General features: G+C 54.9%; 16 protein-coding genes. 3 read left to right on the top strand and 13 right to left on the bottom strand.

Going from position 1 to position 18,393, the window contains the following annotated elements; translation table 11 throughout:
• Positions 1–3: 3 nt before the first annotated feature.
• The 3 genes from N2K86_RS21615 to N2K86_RS21605 form a co-directional block, all read right to left on the bottom strand.
• Positions 4–1,080: a type I restriction endonuclease gene (locus tag N2K86_RS21615; protein ID WP_260659922.1), complete on the bottom strand. Its 1,077-nt coding sequence runs from the start codon at positions 1,078–1,080 to the stop codon at positions 4–6.
• A gap of 205 nt (positions 1,081–1,285) precedes the next feature.
• Entirely contained in the window at positions 1,286–3,235 is a 1,950-nt protein-coding gene (locus N2K86_RS21610; RefSeq protein ID WP_260659921.1) for a glycoside hydrolase family 127 protein, read from the bottom strand.
• A 10-nt stretch (positions 3,236–3,245) separates the two neighbouring features.
• Entirely contained in the window at positions 3,246–4,646 is a 1,401-nt protein-coding gene (locus tag N2K86_RS21605) for an MFS transporter (protein WP_260659920.1), read from the bottom strand.
• A 225-nt stretch (positions 4,647–4,871) separates the two neighbouring features.
• Between N2K86_RS21605 and N2K86_RS21600 the strand changes: the two genes are divergently transcribed.
• Positions 4,872–5,681 (top strand): helix-turn-helix domain-containing protein, encoded by an 810-nt coding sequence (locus N2K86_RS21600; RefSeq protein ID WP_260659919.1) that lies wholly within the window; start codon positions 4,872–4,874, stop codon positions 5,679–5,681.
• Here N2K86_RS21600 and araD read toward each other — a convergent pair whose 3' ends face one another.
• From araD to yiaK, 8 genes are all read right to left on the bottom strand, one after another.
• Positions 5,682–6,377 carry an L-ribulose-5-phosphate 4-epimerase gene (gene araD, locus N2K86_RS21595; protein WP_260659918.1) on the bottom strand — a complete coding sequence of 232 codons (696 nt, stop codon included), beginning with the start codon at positions 6,375–6,377 and terminating at the stop codon, positions 5,682–5,684.
• Positions 6,371–7,231: an L-ribulose-5-phosphate 3-epimerase gene (locus N2K86_RS21590; protein ID WP_010436719.1), complete on the bottom strand. Its 861-nt coding sequence runs from the start codon at positions 7,229–7,231 to the stop codon at positions 6,371–6,373. Before N2K86_RS21590 ends, araD begins: the two co-directional genes overlap by 7 nt.
• A 2-nt stretch (positions 7,232–7,233) precedes the next feature.
• Complete coding sequence (ulaD, locus tag N2K86_RS21585) at positions 7,234–7,887, bottom strand: 3-keto-L-gulonate-6-phosphate decarboxylase UlaD (protein WP_260659917.1); 654 nt, start codon at positions 7,885–7,887, stop codon at positions 7,234–7,236.
• Complete coding sequence (locus N2K86_RS21580) at positions 7,884–9,389, bottom strand: FGGY-family carbohydrate kinase (protein ID WP_260659916.1); 1,506 nt, start codon at positions 9,387–9,389, stop codon at positions 7,884–7,886. The genes ulaD and N2K86_RS21580 overlap by 4 nt, the downstream gene beginning before the upstream one ends.
• A gap of 95 nt (positions 9,390–9,484) precedes the next feature.
• Entirely contained in the window at positions 9,485–10,804 is a 1,320-nt protein-coding gene (locus N2K86_RS21575) for an MFS transporter (protein ID WP_260659915.1), read from the bottom strand.
• A 47-nt stretch (positions 10,805–10,851) separates the two neighbouring features.
• Positions 10,852–11,778: a DUF4862 family protein gene (locus tag N2K86_RS21570; protein WP_260659914.1), complete on the bottom strand. Its 927-nt coding sequence runs from the start codon at positions 11,776–11,778 to the stop codon at positions 10,852–10,854.
• Between the two features lie 26 nt (positions 11,779–11,804).
• Positions 11,805–12,272, bottom strand: coding sequence for a YhcH/YjgK/YiaL family protein (locus N2K86_RS21565; RefSeq protein WP_260659913.1), 468 nt, complete (start codon positions 12,270–12,272; stop codon positions 11,805–11,807).
• Positions 12,273–12,282: 10 nt separating this feature from the next.
• Positions 12,283–13,281, bottom strand: a complete 999-nt coding sequence (gene yiaK, locus N2K86_RS21560) for a 3-dehydro-L-gulonate 2-dehydrogenase (protein ID WP_260659912.1) — start codon at positions 13,279–13,281, stop codon at positions 12,283–12,285.
• 225 nt (positions 13,282–13,506) lie between these two features.
• Between yiaK and yiaJ the strand changes: the two genes are divergently transcribed.
• A complete protein-coding gene (yiaJ, locus tag N2K86_RS21555; RefSeq protein ID WP_260659911.1) occupies positions 13,507–14,325 on the top strand; it encodes an IclR family transcriptional regulator YiaJ in 819 nt (272 codons plus the stop codon).
• Positions 14,326–14,328: 3 nt separating this feature from the next.
• Positions 14,329–14,784 (top strand): 4Fe-4S dicluster domain-containing protein, encoded by a 456-nt coding sequence (locus N2K86_RS21550; RefSeq protein ID WP_260659910.1) that lies wholly within the window; start codon positions 14,329–14,331, stop codon positions 14,782–14,784.
• A gap of 4 nt (positions 14,785–14,788) precedes the next feature.
• Here the strand turns inward: N2K86_RS21550 and avtA are convergent, their stop codons facing one another.
• Together avtA and N2K86_RS21540 are read right to left on the bottom strand one after the other, a co-directional pair.
• The gene (gene avtA, locus N2K86_RS21545; protein ID WP_260659909.1) at positions 14,789–16,045 is read right to left on the bottom strand and encodes a valine--pyruvate transaminase; all 1,257 of its coding nucleotides are present in this window, start codon (positions 16,043–16,045) and stop codon (positions 14,789–14,791) included.
• Between the two features lie 256 nt (positions 16,046–16,301).
• Entirely contained in the window at positions 16,302–18,329 is a 2,028-nt protein-coding gene (locus tag N2K86_RS21540) for an alpha-amylase (RefSeq protein WP_260659908.1), read from the bottom strand.
• Between the last annotated feature and the right edge of the window lie 64 nt (positions 18,330–18,393).

Raw genomic sequence — 18,393 nt, 5'->3', positions numbered from 1 at the left:
AGATTAATTATAGAGAGCTGCGGTTGCTTTCAGGATATCAGCAAAGGAATAGATATCATCTACCGTCGCTATGGGATGACGCGTTTCGTTTTTTTCTATATCGAAAAGACCGATGTATTTTTGCGTGCGATTAAAATGTAATCGGCAAAGGGGTTTGCGGTTGTTGTCATCTACAAGAATACCAAAGTAGCTTTTGGTATCTCTGTGAGTTATACGGGGTGCCTCCAGTACCGCTCTGGTGATTGCTTTAACAATATGATATCCCTCGAGCTCCTCTAGCGTTGTTACCACATCGCTTTCGTCTTTATGTTCGTCTTCCTCAATATGTGATGACTCATTTGGGATTTCGATGATCGCTGGGGTTATGCCCGTAATGGCTGACTTGAGGCGCTCATTTACCTGATCATTTATATACTGGCCTGCAGCTTTTTTAGTCAAATTTAAAAAAGACTCTCTAACTTTTTGGGTCAGAATCCCATCATAAACTCGGGATGCAAAAAATTTCACAAAGTCATCTTCAGGGTTATTTAGCTGAGAATGCAGTATTTTTTTGATTTGGCTGACATATTTTAATTCACCAGCAGCATTGATAATTGATTCCAAATCAAACGAAGACTTAGTTAATTTTTTTAACTCAGGTATTATATTCTCGTCAATATCAAGAAGGTCTACTTCCAAAAATGGTTTTTCATCCATTTTATTAGGAGCATCCAGGTCGGTATAGAATTTATAATTTTGTCCATTGGTGAGGATTGAGATTCTGGCATTTGTTACATGAAAATACCTGAATAACTGCGAGGCATGATTTATATTTAATGGCTCGCCAATTTTCTTACATTCAATAAGTATCTGTACATCATTGTTTTTCATTATAGCATAATCGATTTTCTCACCTTTTTTTGTACCAACATCACAGACAAATTCAGGTGTCACTTCTGAAGGGTCAAAAACATCATAACCCAGAACGTTATGAATGAATGGCATTACAAATGCAGTTTTTGTTGCTTCTTCAGTATTAATTACATCAAGTTGTTGTTTTATTTTATTTGATAAGGCATTTAATCTTTCAGTGAATTCCATGGGATATCCTTATTTTTAGCTGTGTGTCTGTATGGAATAACACTAAAATGCATGCCAGACAATGGTATGTCTGAGTTGAACGACCGCAAAAAAACAATACCGAGGGTTAGATCACATTGTCTTTCAATCGATGCTAATCAGTGAGCTCGGCATCACCGAGCTCGATAAAAATATTATATATTAATAAAGGTGTCATTATTCTTGTTTATGCTTCATCCACCCATATCCGCATTTCCCCTTCTCCCCGGTTAGCCCAGCTAAACCAGGGAATAAAGGTCAGCGTCTGGGGCTGACGTTGTACCGGCGAGCGATCGTACTGCCACAGCGCATCCGTGTCCTTCACGTGAAACCCAATCCCCTCTGCCTGTATCAGCATCTTGTGCGCGAAAATCCCTTTCCCTTCAAAGACCCTGAACTCGCTGTTTTCAGGCAGAGAAAGGTGATGAAGATTGGCACCGTTATCGGCCTCTTCCAGACAGTAGACTAGCGGGCCGCGCTGCAGTGCGACTTTCCCTGCCTGCTGGCGGACCTGTGGGTTGCCATACACTCGGCGAACCGGCATAGGTAACGTTAGTGTAATGACGTCACCCTCCTGCCAGCTGCGGGTTAGATAAAGGTATCCACGGGAGATCTCGCCTGTTACCGCTTCTCCATTTAATGTAACGTCAGGCGCGGCACACCAGTCCGGCAGCCGCAGGGCTAGCGTATGCGTGACGGGAACAGGCGAGGTAATGTCGATTTTTACCTGTTCATGCCACGGATAGTTGCCGCTAATTCGCAGCGCCAGGGTTTCGTCGTCAACGGGTATGGCGACATCGTTGCCCACGTAAAGGTTAATAAAAAGCGCATCCTGACGGACGGTATAAATATAGTGCCCCAACGAGGTCAGCACGCGAGCGATATTCGGCGGGCAACAGGCGCAGCCAAACCAGCGCTGGCGGACGGGTTTCACGTGATCGTAGATATGGTTGAATGCCAGCGTTTTCGGGTGCACTTCCAGTGGATTCACATAAAAGAAATGCTTACCGTCCAGCGCCATTCCGCCCAGTACCGTGTTGTATAACGCGCGCTCCATCACGTCGGCGTAGTGGCCGTCGGCCTCCATCTCCAGCATCCTGCGGGCAAACATCATCAGACCGATGGAGGCACAGCTTTCGGCATACACCGTATCGTTGGGCAGATCGTAATCGCTGCTGAACGCCTCGCCGCTGCTTTGCGAGCCGATTCCACCGGTAATGTACAGCTGGCGCTGCGCCATATTTTTCCACAGCCGCAGACAGTCCTGCCGTTTACCCTCGTCATGACTCAGGCGCGCCAGATGCGCCATGCCCGCCATCAGGTAGACAAAACGTACCGCGTGGCCGATGGCCGTTTGTTGCTCAGAAAGCGGCTGATGCGCCTGGCTGTAGGCTTTGTCCTTGACCATCCAGGCAGGGCCATAGGTGTTCCAGTATGATGTTCTGTCGCGTTTCTCGTATTCGATATCATAAAAGTGAGGCTGCACCCCGCGTTGTTCGATGAAATATTTCACCAGAGTGAGATAGCGGGGCTCCTGCGTGATGTCGTAAAGCCTCATCAGCGCCAGCTCGATTTCCGGGTGGCCCGGATAACCGTGTAGCTGGTTTTCGCCGGGGCCAAACACGCTGTCAATATGGTCCGCTAGTCTGCAGACAACATCCAGAAGATGGCGTTTCCCTGTTCCCTGAAAATACGCCACGCCAGCTTCAATCATATGTCCGGCGCAGTATAGCTCGTGGCATTCAGCCAGATTCGTCCAGCGCTCGTTGGGCGCTTTTACCGTAAAGTACGTGTTGAGATAGCCATCGTCACATTGCGCCGCCGCGACCAGCGCAATCACCTCGTCGGCGGTTTTTTCCAGTTCAGCATCCGGTTTCTGGCACAGCGACCACGCCACGGCTTCGAGCCATTTTGCGACGTCGCTGTCCTGAAACACCATGCCGTAGAAACTTCCTTGCTCCAGGCCCGCCGCAATGCGGAAGTTGGTGATGGCGTGGCTGGGGTCGGCGCCCTGCACGCGATCGTTTAGTGCATCCCACTGGTAAGGGATCACCACCTCACGTACCAGCCGTTGATACTGCCCGAGAAACGGGTCGTTAATTTTCAGTTTATGCAGGTCGGCTTCCATAATGGACATCGTGTTCTCCTCAGGAGGGTATGTGACGCTGGCGCAGGTCGGTTGCAATGCGCGACATCATAGGATTGTTGAGTCTGCACCAGCGGATAGAGACGGCCAGCAGCAGATGGAAAAGGGCTGGCAGCAGCGTCTCCATGGCGGTGATGCCCTGCAGTGAAGCTGGCGTCTGATTGCCCGCACCTGGCTGGTAGGCGACGGCGATAAACACCAGGCTGATGATCCCGGCGCTGGACGCCCACGCGAGTTTGATGAAAAACAGGTTGAAGGCGAAGTTCATGCCCGACGAACGCACCCCGGTTTTCCACTCGCCGTAGTCGTCGGCAAACGCCATCAGCGAGAAGTGCAGCGGCAGGGTAAAGCCGAGAATGACACCATTGCTCAGGATCACGATCAGCCAGAACGTCTGATGAGCCGGACCGCCTGGTAAGAACCACATTCCAACAGCCAGTGCTGCAAGCACCAGGTTGGTGTAGTAGTAGAGTTTCACGGTATCAATACGACGCGTCAGCGGGCTGACAATGACGGCACCCAGGATGGCCGCAAACGTCACCATGGTGAAAAACAGCGACGTATAAGCAGTGCTGCCTTGCAACACATAGGTGATGAAGTACATGTATCCGCCGCCACGAATATTGAATACGTTGATCAGCAGAAATGACATCACCAGCATCAGCAGCAATTGATCGTTCTTACGCAGGCCAGCCAGATGTTCGCGCAGCGTGAATTTACCCATCAGCGCCAGCGGGACACGCTCGCGCACCCAGAAGAAACAGCAGAGAAACATCACCACGGCGACAGCGCAAAGCACGCCGACGCCAAGTTGATAACCTTTTGCAGCATCGCCCTGGCCCAGCTCCGCGACCAGCCATGGTAGACCCACAGAAACCAGAAAGCCCGCGACGCCGCAGAGTACAAAACGCCAGGACTGACAGGAGATAACCTCGTTATGTCGGGTGGTCATGGTGTTGATCAGCGCGCAGTAGGGAACGTTAATGGCGGTATAGCCAACGGACAGCAGCAGATAGGTACCGAACGCCCAGGCGATTTTCACCCCCATGCTGGCTTCCGGAACGGTGAAGGTCAGTACGCCGATAATCCCGATCGGGAAGGCGACCCACAGCTGCCACGGACGAAAACGTCCCCAGCGGCTTTGCGTGCGGTCGGCAATAATGCCCATTACCGGATCGGAAATGGCGTCAAATACGCGCAAGGCAATAAAGAGCGTGCCAACGAGCGCAGGCGTCAGACCAAAAATATCAGTATAGAAAAAGGTCAGAAAATTCATGATCAGGCAGGTAATCACCGTGCCGCCCGCGTCGCCCAGGCCGTAGCCTATTTTTTCGCGAACGGACAAACGGTCATCTATCGCCCGTTGTGCAACGTCAGAGTTTGTTATCGGTGTGGAAGTCATCAGGTAACTCCTCGGTAATCAAATTTATTATCGTATTTGTGCAAGGTACATATTCATTCTGCACTGAACAGAAAGGCCAACAAGGGAAGGGAAAAGTATAAAAAGGTGGCGATTCCGACCTGATGGTAAATTTGTGATTTCGATCGGGCAGTGAAAGCAATAATTATTAATAATCAATGAATAACCGCAATAATTACACTGATTAAAGCTCAATGGTGAATATCTATGCTTGAATTATCCATAGCGCTTCCGATTAAGGTGCAAAATGGTGGGCTATTTATTTCCCGGGGAGTGGGACGACACCCTGCTCGTAAATTAAGGTCGTGGGAGATTATTTTTGTAGAAAAAGGGACATTAACGATCCAGGAAGAAAACAGCGTCTTTGAGGTAAAGGCAGGAGAAAGTCTACTGCTCTGGCCGAATCGGCGGCATGTTGGGGTGGAAGACTTTCCGGCAGATCTTAAATTTTACTGGCTGCATTTTGAAGTTGAACATCAACCGCCGTTGCAGCCAAATCTGGCAATAGAACAACATTGCTGCGTAAGGGATGCACAGTATGTGATCGCGCTTTTCCGGCAATTTCTCAGCGAGCAGGAAAAATTACAGCGCAGCGTGGCGTTGGAAATGATTCTACTGCTGATATTACAGCAAGTTTCTCTCTCATCAGGACATGAAGATAAGCCTGACGAAGCCGGAGCGGCAATGGCATGGAAGGCAAAGCAGCTTATTCGCACGCAGTTTCATTTACCGCTTTCTACGTCGCAGCTGGCAACAGCATTGCACTGCAATGCCGATTACCTCGGGCGCGTATTTCGCCGGACTTTCAATTTAACCCTGACGGAGGCGATACATCGCCAGCGCGTCAGGGCAGCGGAAAAGCTGTTGCTGGATGGCTCTGCCTCCCTCACCGAAGTGGCAACCCGCTGCGGCTTTAATGACGTGGGCTATTTTCGGCAGATATTTTCAAAACATACGGGATTAACCCCTGCCGTCTGGAAACGGCGGTACTGTAAAGAGCATATTAATTCCGGCTGATCACTGGCCGTAATAGGCATTCGCACCGTGCTTGCGCAGATAATGCTTGTCGAGCAGCTCCTGCTGCATAACCGGCAACTGCGGCGCAAGCTGGCGTGAGAACAGGCCCATATAGGCGCACTCTTCCAGTACCACGGCATTGTGGACCGCATCGGCAGCGTCTTTACCCCAGGCGAACGGACCGTGGGAGTGCACCAATACTGCCGGGATCTGCATCGGGCTTAAGTCGCGCTCTTCGAAGGTGTTAATGATCACTTCACCCGTCTGGTATTCGTACTCGCCCGCGATTTCAGCCGTGGTCATCCGTCGCGTACAGGGGATCGCCCCGTAGAAATAGTCTGCGTGCGTTGTGCCCCACGCCGGTAAATCCTGGCCCGCCTGCGACCAGATGGTAGCGTGGCGGGAGTGGGTATGCACGATGCCGCCAATCTCCGGGTATCGACGATAGAGCGCAAGGTGAGTTGGCGTGTCGGAGGAGGGTTTTTTACTTCCCTCGACCACTTCGCCGGTAGCAATATTCACCACCACCATATCCTCCACCGCCATCACGTCGTACTCCACGCCGGAGGGCTTGATCACCATCAGGCCGCTTTTGCGGTCAACCGCGCTGACGTTGCCCCAGGTGAAGGTCACCAGCTGGTGGGCGGGCAGCGCCAGGTTAGCCGCCAGCACCTCGGCTTTGAGTTGTTCTAACATGTCATACCTCCTTCCTGCATACGGGCTTCAATCCAGCGGCGTGCCTGGATGATTTCCAGCACCGGCTCTTTTGCTTTTTCAGTCCACATTTCAATCAGAAACGCGCCGCGATAGTTCAGCTTATTCAGCGTGTTAAACACGCCAACGAAATCGACGCAGCCCTCACCAAACGGCACGTCTCGGAACTGTCCGGGACTTTGTGCGGTGACGGGTTGGGTGTCTTTCAGGTGGATAGCGGCGATGCGGTCAATGCCCAGCGTCAGCTCGGCGGTGACGTCGTTGCCCCACGCGCTCAGGTTGCCGACATCCGGGTAAACGCTGAACCACGGCGAGGCGAGCATGTCGTCCCACTTTTTCCACTTGCTGATGGAGTTCATAAACGCGGTGTCCATGATCTCCACCGCCAGCATCACCTGCGCGGCGGCGGCCTGCTCGACGGCCCACGCCAGCCCTTCGGCAAAGCGCTGCTGCGTGCCTTCATCATGCTCCTCGTAGTAAACGTCATAACCCGCAAGCTGAATGGTGCGAATGCCTAAGTCACGCGCCAGCCTGATGGCTTTGGTCATGATCTCGCGGGCGCGTTGGCGCACGGTTTCATCGCGGCTGCCAAACGGGAAACGGCGGTGGGCAGACAAGCACATGGATGGAATCGCCACCCCGGTTTCCAGCATCGCTTCAACCAGCGAAGCGCGCTGCGTGGTGCTCCACTCGAGGCGTGACAAACGCTCGTCGGTCTCGTCGACGGACATCTCAACAAAATCGAACCCACAGCTTTTCGCCAGCACCAGGCGTTCCGGCCAGGAGAGATCTTTCGACAGCGCTTTTTCGTATATGCCTAACGGATGTTGACGCATGGTTACGCTCCCCAGATGTCGCGGATTTGCGAATGGAATGCCTGTGCCACCTGCGGCGGATTAGCGGCGCCTGCCAGCGCGCGCCCGGCAATAAAGGCTTTTACGTTGATCTGCTTAAATAGCGGCAGGTCGGCAGGGGTGATACCGCCGGTAATCGAAAGCTGTAAACCGATATCGGAGAGCGCCCTCATTTTCGCGAGATCGGCTTCGCCCCACTGCTGACCGCTTGCCTGCGCGTCGCGCCCGCGGTGGTAGATAGCCTGCTTCACGCCGACGCGATGCCACGCGCGCGCGTCGTCCAGCGTCCAGTTGCCAAACAGCTCCATCTGGATTTCACCGCCGCAGCGCAGTGCGACCTCGTGGCCTCGCTCAACGGTTGCCAGCGGTGCGGCGCAGATGATGGTCATCCAGTTAGCGCCCGCGCCAAACGCCTGCTCAGCCAGCGTTTCTCCGGCATCGGCCACTTTCCAGTCCGCCACGATGATCTTGTCCGGGCACTGTTCGCGCAGGGCGCGCACGGCGCTCAGCCCTTCGGTCAGGCACAAAATGGTGCCCGCTTCGACGATATCGACGTGATCTGAAAGCGTCGCGACGTCGCGCTGCGCAGCCTGAAGTGAGGTATGGTCGAGCGCCAGCTGCAGTAATGGTCGGCTCATAGGTCGTACTCCTTAATACGGGCGTGATAGTCCTGAAGTGCTGAAATCAGTAACTGGTAACGGTGATATTTGCGCTGGTAGGCCGCATGGGCGCGCATGTCGGGTTCAATCACCCGGATATCGTGTTTGAGGGTGCGCTGCGCTGCGTGGAAATCGGGGTAGACGCCGGTGCCTACCAGCGCCGCCAGCGCCGCGCCGGAGCAGCCAGTCTCTTCCACCTGCGGCAGCTCAATCGCCAGGCCGCTGACGTCGGCGAGCATTTGCATCCACACGTCAGAATGGGTCGGGCCGCCCGTGACGCGCAGCGACTGCACCTGGGTAAAGCGTTCAAGCATGCGGTTGAGGTGGGTCATGTGGCTGAACACCACGCCCTCGTAAACGGCCTGCAGGAGATGCGCGCGGGTATGCAGCGCCTGCATGCCGTAGAAGCCACTGGTCATCTCCATCCCGGCGTTGCTGCCATAGAGGAACGGCAGGAAGAACAGATCGCTTTCCGCTTTCGGCAGGCTGGCGACGGCATGGTTGATTTCATCGAATGACATATCGCCCCATTGGGCAGTAAGCCACTCAAGATTGCCGGATGAAGTCGGGCTGGCTTCGTGAACGATGTACTGCTGCGGGTGGACGTAACGGCCATACACATAGGGGAATGGCTCGTTATCGCGAAGCGCATTGGCAATCCCGCTGGTGACGGCCCAGGTCCCCATGACGGCATTCAGCGTGTGTTCGTCGTGCAGCCCGGCGCAGATCGCGGTGGAAACCACATCAAACAGTCCACCAACGACGGGCGTGCCCGCCGCGAGACCGGTAAGTGCGGCTGCCTGAGGGGTGATTTCCCCGCAAATTTCTGCTGAACCGACAATCGGCGGCAGGGCGCCGTCAATTTCGCTGATACCGAGCCAGCGCGTGAGCTGGGGATCGTACTGCCCGGTATTCATGTTGTAGAGGTTGGACTCGGAGATGTTGCTCTCCTCGCAGCCCTTCACGCCGGTCAGACACCAGCGTAGATAGTCGTGCGCCATCATCACGCAGCCGATTTGCTGATACCGCTGCGGCTCGTTCTCTTTCACCCAGCGCAGGAGTGAGGCCGGGTGCCCTGTCCACAGCGTCTGGCGCGTATGCGGATAGAGCTTCCCGGGAATGCCGTCCTGCTGCCAGCGCTGCACGATCTCCAGCGCCCGGCGGTCAGAGGAGAGCATGGCGTTGCCCAGGGGGCGATCCTGTTTATCAAGCAGGAACAGACCTTTGCCCTGAGCAGAAATGCCGACGCCTTTGATCTGCTCTGGGTCGATGCCAGAATGTTTGAGCAGCGTGGCGACGGTAGTGTAACAGTGCTGCCAGAGCGGGTGCATATCCCGCTCCGCGTAGCCTGCGCGTGGACTAAGCGTGGCAACAGAGCGGCGCTCGATGCAGATTTCCTTGCCCTGGCTGTTGTATAAACCGGCTTTCAGATAAGTACCGCCACAATCGATACCCAGCCAGAAGGGCTCTTTTTCGCTCATCTTCATCTCACTTATTCGCCGGGTGGCGCTTCGCTTACCCGGCCTACGGTTCGGTTTTCTCCCTCTCCCCGTGGGAGAGGGCTGGGGTGAGGGCATCAGGCCGCACGCTTGTGCGGATTCACCGTGGGATTAGGCTCTGCACCGGCATCGCATTTTGCCGGTAACAGCAGGGCCAGCAGCGACGCCAGCGCCAGAGACACCGCCAGGCAATAAACGCCCGCGTCTTTGCTGTACAGGGTAATCAGCACCCCAACCGCATACGGGCCGCAGAACCCGCCGAGGTTGCCCAGGGCGTTGATCACGCCGCGCGCGCCGCCTGCCATCTCTGCGCTAAACAGACGCGCCGGGATGGTCCAGAACACGCCCGCTGCGGATTGCAGGAAGAACCCGCAGCCCACCAGTGCGGCATACGCCAGCCAGGTACTCTCTTTCAGCGCCACGGAGAGGAACATGCAGAGCGCAAAGCCAATCAACGGCAGGGAGACAAACAGCTTGCGCTTGCCGGTACGGTCAGAAAGCGTTGAGAACAGGAACATCCCCGCAATGGCCCCGATGTAAGGCAGGATGGCGAGCATGCCCACCTGACCGATGCTGGTGTGCGTCAACTCCTTCAGGATGGTCGGCAGCCAGAGCGTGTAACCGTAAATCCCGGTCTGGTAGAAGAAGTTCAGGGCGATCAGCTGCCACATGGTTTTGTCGGAAAGCACTGCGCCGAGAGACGCGTTTTTCACCTCTTTACCGGCGATGGCCTGCTGTTCAGCCGCCAGCGTTTGCACCAGATAGTTTTTCTCAGCCTCTGAAATCCAGCGTGCTTCCTGCGGTCGGTCGTAAACGGTGAACGCCCACAGCACCAGCACAACGACGGACATCAGACCTTCAATGATGAACAGCCAGCGCCAGTCGAGCGCGGTGATGATCCAGCCCGAAAGCGGGGCGGTGATGATCCCGGCGATGGGGACAAACATAATCACAATGGCATTGGCGCGGCCGCGTTCGGCATCCGGGAACCAGTTGCTGATCATGGTGAGCACCACGGGCAGCATCCCACCTTCCGCCACACCGAGTAAGAAGCGCAGCACCAGCAGCTGATACTGATTCGTCACCAGGCCCGTGAGCACAGAGATCACTGCCCAGGCGACCAGCGACCAGCCGATAAACTTCTTGCCGCTGCCGTGCACGGCAATCTTGCCGCCGGGAACCTGCAGGAACAGATAGCCGATAAAGAAGATCCCACCTGCCAGGCCCGCCATAGTGGCGGTAATACCCAGTTCTTCATCCATACCGCCGGGCATGGCAAAGGCGATGTTTACGCGATCCATATACGAAATGATGCAGGCGATAAGAATAGGAGGAATGATTCTTAGCCAGCGCTGGCGCGGAATGTCCGCTTGTAGAGTATTCGAGTAAGTGTTCATATTTACTGTCTCAGTCAATGTAACCGGAATAGGGATATTTTTTATTGTTATTGCGTTGCTTTATTCATTTCGCTAATGCCGTCGCGCAAAATAGCGATGCGATGGCTGACGTCAGCATTAGCATTTATTTCCAGTAATTTAATACCGGAGAATTTCAACGTTGCGGCGCTCGCCGCAGTAAAGAGTGATTTTGCGTGTTCAGTGGACATCAAACTGTCGGCGCAGAATGAAGAAAACGGCGCGTGCAGATCCTGCCATTCACCGTATTCTCCGCGGGGAGTCGTGCCCGAAAACATCAGTGCACCCATCTTTCCGGCACTGAGTGCGGCCTGAACATGTTCTAGCGGGAGCGTCGTATTACGGCCTTCGATAGCCGAGCGCGCCCAGTTGATGCAGACGCTGATATCGGTGTCTTTCACCACCTCCAGCACCTGCTCCAGGGGCAGGAAGCCCTTGCGCGGTGCCGGGCCGGTCATGGCATCGCAGTGTTCCAGCACCAGATCGCAGTCCCAGCTCCAGCTCGCGATTTCCCGGATCGAGCGTGAAAACGCCTCGGTAGCCTGTTCGACGGAAGCATTACCCGCCTGCGGGGCCGCCTGCATCTCCAGGGCTATCACTTTGCCGGGAAAACGGGCGTTCACGGCAGTAATTTTCTGGCGCAGATGACGGTAGAAATCGATGCAGGCTTTACGCTGTTCGTCCTCGGCTGAGGCCAGGCCAAACGCGCCGTTGGCGCCCCGGCGGCGCATGGTTTCCATGACTGCTGTGACGACGATTTGCCAGTCGCCCGGCGTATGACGGAACAGCCATTCATCACCAAATGGATGGAGATTTTCAAGGCACGGCTGTTCCAGCCCGCGGATATGCGGTGTGTCGGAAAGTTCCCGCCAGAAGATTTGTTCTTCTTGTTCCCCTTTCTGGTGAAACGAGGGTGCGCAGGGGTACGCACCAATAATAAAACCGGTGTTGGTCATTTCGCGTTCCTGTATTTATCAGAAAATTAATCTAATTCACTGATTGCCACTTTCACCACAATTTTACGAATCACGGCTTCCTTGTTCTTAATACAGGCAGGACGATGCACATCCTGCGGGAAAAATATGGCATAGCTGCCGGGTATCATTTCGATAAACGATTCATTTGCGCTGTCGTGATAAAAAATAATATCCCGCTGTTCCAGTAATGATTCGCTTATTTCGTTATTACCGGTATCAATGGCAATACCGATTTTTTCTTCACCCCATGCTAAAAACTGAATATCCAGATAGCGGCGGTGCACTTCCGGGCGGTTCTCGTGCGGCTCCTTTGTCGTCAGGTCGAGAACCTGGGCAAAAATAGTGCGACCTTCAATTTCCACCACGCCTGGCGGCAGGGTGGTGAAATCCGTGGTGCGCAAAAAATGAAGCGCTTTTTCAATCGCCCGCGGCAGACGACACGGATTGGGCTGGGAAATATGTCCGAATATCATGGTCCACTCCTTACAGAGACTGGATTTTCGCCCACACGCTGTCGTCGATGGTGATGCCGTCGCGGCGGTTCTCTTCCAGCAGGCGCGTGAATTCATGGCCCGGAAGGCGGACGGCAACGTTTTCATCTGACCGCTGCGCGGTGGTGATGAAGTCCATAATGCGCTGCAGCTTGGCATCGCGGGTTGGGCCGTCGATCAGACGATCCACTTCGATAGCGATGAAGATCTGCGACACGCCATACTCGTCGCTGTTGTCCTGAGTCACCTCCGCGACGGAGGATCCGTTGGAGAGCAGGGTGGCGATCATATCGAGCACGACAGATAAGCCAGACCCTTTCCAGTAGCCCATCGGCAGAATACGGCGGTTTTTCTCAATCACGCCGGGTTCTCTGGTGAGATTACCCTCATCGTCAAAGCCGCCATCGACCGGCAGCTCGCGACCGGCCAGGCGATTCACCTCCAGCATGCCGTAGGAGAACATCGACATCGACATATCGACCATGGTGATCGGGTTAGAGGGTATAGCCACGATCAGCGGGTTGGTGCCGATGCAGCATTCTTTTGATCCCCATGCGGGCATGACGGCAATAGAGTTAGTCCAGCAAATGCCGATATAGCCCTTCTCCGCCGCCTGCCAGCCGTAGCTGCCGCCGCGCATCCAGTGGTTCGCGTTACGCAATGCCACCAGACCAATACCGTGGTCGGACGCCAACTCGGTGGCGCGATCCATCATCTTTTTCGCCGTCAGGTTGCCGATGGAGCGCTGAGCATCCCACTGTTCGATGGCACCCAGTGTTGTCACCCGTTTTGGCTGAGCGTCGGGAATGATATCGCCTGCATCAAGTTGCTGAATGAAACGCGGAAAACGGTTAACGCCGTGCGAATAAACGCCGGATTCCGTGGTGCGGGCAAACATCTCGGCGCAGGCGTCTGCGGTTTCCGCGTTCACGCCGCGATCGAGCAGAACCCGATTGAACGCCGCTTTTAACTCTTCAAAGGTCACTTTCATCCCTGTTCTCCTGTTCTTTGTCGGGGCAAGTGCGAGTGCTTTTATATCGCTAAATTTCACTATGCGAAATCTGATTTCAAATATAGCGATCAAATTTTGCCAGATCAACGACATTCATGATTTTCAAAATCGATTAAAATCAAACGGTTGTGTTTTTTCTGTTGAGATCGTGAACTGAACCACACTTTGCGCTACCATCAGGGCGCGACAAAAAGGAGCCATTTGATGAGCACGAAAGAGAGCGAAATGACGCAAGAAAAAGAGAGGCCAGCAGGCAGCCAGAGCTTGTTTCGCGGCCTGATGCTGATTGAGATCCTCAGCAACTATCCGAACGGGTGTCCGCTTGCGCACTTATCTGAACTCGCGGGGCTGAATAAGAGCACCGTGCACCGCTTGCTGCAGGGGCTACAGTCGTGCGGTTACGTAACCCCGGCACCTGCAGCGGGCAGCTATCGCCTGACCACCAAATTTATCGCCGTCGGGCAAAAGGCCCTGTCGTCGCTGAATATTATTCACGTGGCCGCTCCGCACCTTGAGACGCTGAATATTGCCACCGGCGAAACGGTGAACTTCTCCAGCCGGGAAGACGACCACGCGATCCTGATTTATAAGCTCGAACCGACAACCGGTATGCTGCGCACGCGTGCCTATATCGGCCAGCATATGCCGCTCTACTGCTCCGCAATGGGCAAAATCTACATGGCGTTTGGTCATCAGGATTACGTGGCGAGCTACTGGGAAAGCCATCAGGAACAGATCCAACCTTTGACCCGCAACACCATTACCGAGCTGAGTGCGATGTATGATGAGCTGGCGGAAATTCGCGATCGCAGCATGGCGATGGATAAAGAAGAGAACGAGCTGGGGGTTTCCTGCATTGCCGTGCCGGTCTTTGATATCCACGGGCGCGTGCCGTATGCGATCTCCATTTCGCTGTCGACGTCGCGCATGAAGCAGGTGGGTGAGAAGAACCTGCTCAAGCCGCTGCGCGAAACGGCAGAGGCTATCTCAAAAGAGCTGGGTTTTAACGTGCGCGAGGCGTAACAGATGAACCGATTTATCATGGCGGATTCGGAAAAATGCATTGGTTGCCGCACCTGCGAAGTGGCCTGCGCGGTTTCGCATCAGGAATTCGTCACCGCAAATGATTTCATGCCCCGCATTCGGGTGGTGAAAGGGGATTCTTATACCACCGCGGTCGGGTGTCATCAGTGCGAGGATGCACCCTGTGCAAATGTGTGCCCAACCGGTGCAATCCAACGTTCAGCCGGAGCCTGGCTCGTTGAGCAGGCGCGATGCATCGGGTGCAAAAGCTGTATGATGGCGTGTCCGTTTGGGGCGATGCAGGTACAGCGGGTGGGGGATCGTGCGCAGGCGCTGAAATGTGATTTATGCACGCATCGCGAGGGCGGACCTGCCTGCGTTGAGGCTTGCCCGACCCACGCGTTAAGCTGTGTCGATCCCGCCAGATTACGCGCCGAACGGCTGCATCATCTGGCGTAAGAACTTACTGACCGTTTTCGCGCCAGGCGTTCTCAATCTCTTCCGCGAGAATTTTCACACCCGCTTCGATTTTTTCTGGATCAGGCACATAGTTCATGCGCATGCACTGGTGCGTGTGCGGCCACGGTTTATCCAGCCCCGGGAAGAAGTAATCGCCAGGCACCATCAGCACACCACGCTTTTTCAGGCGCTGGTAGAGAAGTTCCGTCGTAATCGGCAGATCCTTAAACCACAGCCAGAGGAAAATCGCCCCTTCTGGTTTGTGGATCAGGCAGCGTTCTTCCGGTAAATAGCGACGAAGTATCGCAATCGTCTCCTGAACGCGCTGGTAATAGAACGGCTTAATCACTTCATTCGACAGGCGCAGCAGGTCGTTGCGCTTTATCATTTCGCACATCATCGCCGGGCCGATGCCGCCGGGTGAAAGGCTAATAATGCCGTTCATGTTGGTAATGGCGGTGATGATTTTTTCATTGGCAATGATGATGCCGCAGCGGCTGCCCGGCAGGCCCAGTTTAGACAGGCTCATGCACAGAACAATGTTCGGGTTCCACAGCGGGCGAGCTTCACTGAAGATAATCCCCGGGAACGGCACGCCGTAGGCGTTATCGATCACCAACGGAATGCCGTGCTGATTGGCCAGCGCGTCCAGTTTCATTAGCTCGTCATCGGTAATCACGTTGCCCGTTGGGTTGGTAGGACGGGATACGCAGATCATGCCCGTCTCTTCACCAATATGCAGGTGTTCAAAATCGACGTGATATTTGAACTGGCCTTCCGGCAGCAGTTCGATGTTCGGGCGCGCGGAGACAAACAGGTCTTCTTCGAGGCCGGAATCGGCATAGCCGATGTACTCCGGTGCCAGCGGGAACAGCACTTTTTTGGTCGTGCCGTCGGCGCGACGTCCTGCGAACAGGTTAAACAAGTAGAAAAACGCGCTCTGGCTGCCGTTTGTCAGTGCAATATTCTGTGGCTCAATATCCCAACCCAGCTCTTCACGCAGCATATCGGCGAGGAGTTTCAGCAGCTCGGTTTTACCCTGAGGGCCGTCATAGTTGCAAAGTGCATCGGTTGCTTTGCCGCTTTCCAGCATCTGAGCGAGCAGCGTCTGGAAATAGGTATTCATCTCCGGAATTTGAGCCGGGTTTCCGCCGCCGAGCATGATGGCGCCCGGTGTGCGCAGCCCGTCGTTGAGGTCCTCCATCAGGCGGGTAATGCCTGAATGGCGGGTAAATTTGTCGCCGAAAAGTGAAAACGTCATAGCAGGTGATCTGTCGGGCTTATTATGAAAGGGGGTAACCATAACGCTAGCACCGTACTGGTGCAAATCAGGTGATGTGGTCGGATTTGTTGTTTTGTATGGCGGAGTTGGATTTGTGTAGTGAATTATTCTGGTTTGTTTCCCCTCACCCCGGCCCTCTCCCCAAAGGGGCGAGGGGGGAAAGACGGCTACGTGCGGTTCCCTCTCCCCTCAGGGGAGAGGGTTAGGGTGAGGGGTAAGGCGGGGAGAACGTTTATTAATTACCTGCCCACACCACCATCACCTTATCGCCCTTGTGCTCGCGCATAAAGCCGTAGCCTTCCTTCAGTGACAGCGTGGTTTGCTTGCCTTCACCAATCGCCGGGTGACGGGCGCGGAACTGACCCAGAGTTTGCCAGTGAGCGACGGTTAAGGCCTGTTTGCCCGTCACATCCTGCCAGTTCATGTCCGAGCGGGTGCCCTGAAGCGGGTCGGAGCCTGTCGGGCCGAACGGACGTTCAGATTCATCGCCGTAGTAAATCTGCACGCTGCCCGGTGCCAGCAGGAGCAGCTCGGCCGCGCGCTGGCCTCCTTCGCGGAACAGTCGCGTATCGTGTGAAGATAGATAGCTCAGCACATTGAAGCTTTGCAGTTTCTCCGCCATCTGCTGCCACGTCATATCGATATCAGCCAGACAGTCCACCGCTTTCGCCGCCTGCTCCTGGTAGTCAAAGTTGATCATCGCGTCAAAACCGTGGCGGTAATAATCGCTCTGCATCACGCCGTGGCCCCAGGCTTCACCGGTCATCCAGAAGGGCCCATTGTCGAGTTTTTTGTCTGGGTTAGCCGCTTTCCACGCTGCCAGTGCCTGGCCTGCCTGATCTTTCAGCTGCTGCCACGCGTCGAGTTCAACGTGCTTTGCGGTATCAACCCGGAAGCCGTCGATACCGTAGTCACGAACCCACTGGCTGAGCCAGTGGGTCAGGTAATCCCGGGGCGTGAAATTCGTCATCGCTTTCGCGCCGGTGTCGGGCTTGTGTTGATAAAAGTTCGGCAAGCCTGACGGGGGCCTCGATTCCGTTTTCAGATCCGGCAGGAAGGCCAGCGACATGGTTAAATCGTCGAAGCCTGGGTTGTCGTAATCACCAATATCGGTGCGGATCCATTTCTTGCCCCACCATTTTTCCCATGCGGCTTTGTCACTGAAGTTGATGTAGTCGTTAAAGCTGTGCCAGCTTTGGCCTGCGCCGGGCTTCCAGTTCGTCCAGCGTTCACCCAGCGTTTTTTTCAACTCATCACCCTGCAGATACAGCGCGCCAAACTGGTACTCCTGCATGTCCGCAAGGGTCGCGTAGCCGACGTGGTTCATGACGATATCAAACAGAATACGAATACCGCGCTTGTGCGCTTCGTCAACAAGCTGGCGCAGGTCATCTTCGGTGCCCATGTTGGCATCGAGCTTCGTCCAGTCCTGCGTGTAGTAACCGTGATAGGCGTAGTGAGGGAAATCGCCTTTGGTTCCGCCGCCCACCCAGCCGTGGATTTGCTCCAGCGGGGAGCTTACCCACAGCGCGTTGACGCCCAGTTGCTGTAAATAATCAAGCTTGCCGGTAAGCCCCTTGAGATCGCCACCGTGGAAGGTGCCGATCTCCTGCATACCGTCTTTATGACGGCCATAGCTGTTGTCGTTACTCGGGTCGCCATTTACAAAGCGGTCGGTCAGCACGAAATAGACGGTGGCGTTTTGCCAGCTGAAGGGCGCGGGCTGGTCGGTTTCGGCACGCTCAAGCAACAGCAGGCCGTTGCTGTTAGCGGCAGGCTGTAGGGTGATTTTGCCGTTCTGCACCGTCGCCGTCTGTTTGCTGTAGAAATCACGTACCACTGCGCCTTCCGGGAAGGTACTGCTTACCTCCAGCGTCAAAGGTTTGCCATCCCATGTTGGACACTGACGGACGACGTTCGCGACAGGTTTCTCCGCTGTACTCTGAATGGTCAGCATCAGGGTTGGCGTCCCTGAGCGGGTATCGACACGCATCTGATAATCACCGTCACGGAAAAGCCGCCACTGGGGCGGTGTGCCCTCGCAGTGTTTGAGCGACAGCATCTCGTTGAGTTTTATGGAGCCCGTTGGCTGCCAGCACGTGTTGTCAAAACTCACTGTTAAAGGACGGGTACCCTTCGCGAGCTTTGCCTGGCTGGTGAAGACTCCGGTTCCTTCCGCGCGAAATGCGCTAAATTCCGGCGATGACCAGTCTGCATGCGCCAGTGCGGGTAACATCAGGAGAGCCAATGCGGTGCGTTTCATTCCATTTTCCTGTCGCGGCTTTTTTGACCAGTGTGCCACCGGGTAAGGAGGAAAAACTCCTCCT

The organism is Enterobacter mori (genome assembly GCF_025244905.1).
In the GTDB taxonomy this organism is placed as follows: Bacteria; Pseudomonadota; Gammaproteobacteria; order Enterobacterales; family Enterobacteriaceae; genus Enterobacter; species Enterobacter mori_A.
This window is presented reverse-complemented; position numbering and strand designations above follow the sequence as displayed.

What these genes read in the sequence shown, in the direction of transcription:
- ulaD (WP_260659917.1), bottom strand. Translation starts at nt 7,887, where the DNA reads ATGAGCCGACCATTACTGCAGCTGGCGCTCGACCATACCTCACTTCAG.
- N2K86_RS21615 (WP_260659922.1), bottom strand. Translation starts at nt 1,080, where the DNA reads ATGGAATTCACTGAAAGATTAAATGCCTTATCAAATAAAATAAAACAA.
- N2K86_RS21575 (WP_260659915.1), bottom strand. Translation starts at nt 10,804, where the DNA reads ATGAACACTTACTCGAATACTCTACAAGCGGACATTCCGCGCCAGCGC.
- N2K86_RS21605 (WP_260659920.1), bottom strand. Translation starts at nt 4,646, where the DNA reads ATGACTTCCACACCGATAACAAACTCTGACGTTGCACAACGGGCGATA.
- N2K86_RS21590 (WP_010436719.1), bottom strand. Translation starts at nt 7,231, where the DNA reads ATGCGTCAACATCCGTTAGGCATATACGAAAAAGCGCTGTCGAAAGAT.
- N2K86_RS21570 (WP_260659914.1), bottom strand. Translation starts at nt 11,778, where the DNA reads ATGACCAACACCGGTTTTATTATTGGTGCGTACCCCTGCGCACCCTCG.
- N2K86_RS21580 (WP_260659916.1), bottom strand. Translation starts at nt 9,389, where the DNA reads ATGAGCGAAAAAGAGCCCTTCTGGCTGGGTATCGATTGTGGCGGTACT.
- N2K86_RS21610 (WP_260659921.1), bottom strand. Translation starts at nt 3,235, where the DNA reads ATGTCCATTATGGAAGCCGACCTGCATAAACTGAAAATTAACGACCCG.
- N2K86_RS21600 (WP_260659919.1), top strand. Translation starts at nt 4,872, where the DNA reads ATGCTTGAATTATCCATAGCGCTTCCGATTAAGGTGCAAAATGGTGGG.
- avtA (WP_260659909.1), bottom strand. Translation starts at nt 16,045, where the DNA reads ATGACGTTTTCACTTTTCGGCGACAAATTTACCCGCCATTCAGGCATT.
- N2K86_RS21565 (WP_260659913.1), bottom strand. Translation starts at nt 12,272, where the DNA reads ATGATATTCGGACATATTTCCCAGCCCAATCCGTGTCGTCTGCCGCGG.
- N2K86_RS21550 (WP_260659910.1), top strand. Translation starts at nt 14,329, where the DNA reads ATGAACCGATTTATCATGGCGGATTCGGAAAAATGCATTGGTTGCCGC.
- araD (WP_260659918.1), bottom strand. Translation starts at nt 6,377, where the DNA reads ATGTTAGAACAACTCAAAGCCGAGGTGCTGGCGGCTAACCTGGCGCTG.
- yiaK (WP_260659912.1), bottom strand. Translation starts at nt 13,281, where the DNA reads ATGAAAGTGACCTTTGAAGAGTTAAAAGCGGCGTTCAATCGGGTTCTG.
- yiaJ (WP_260659911.1), top strand. Translation starts at nt 13,507, where the DNA reads ATGAGCACGAAAGAGAGCGAAATGACGCAAGAAAAAGAGAGGCCAGCA.
- N2K86_RS21540 (WP_260659908.1), bottom strand. Translation starts at nt 18,329, where the DNA reads ATGAAACGCACCGCATTGGCTCTCCTGATGTTACCCGCACTGGCGCAT.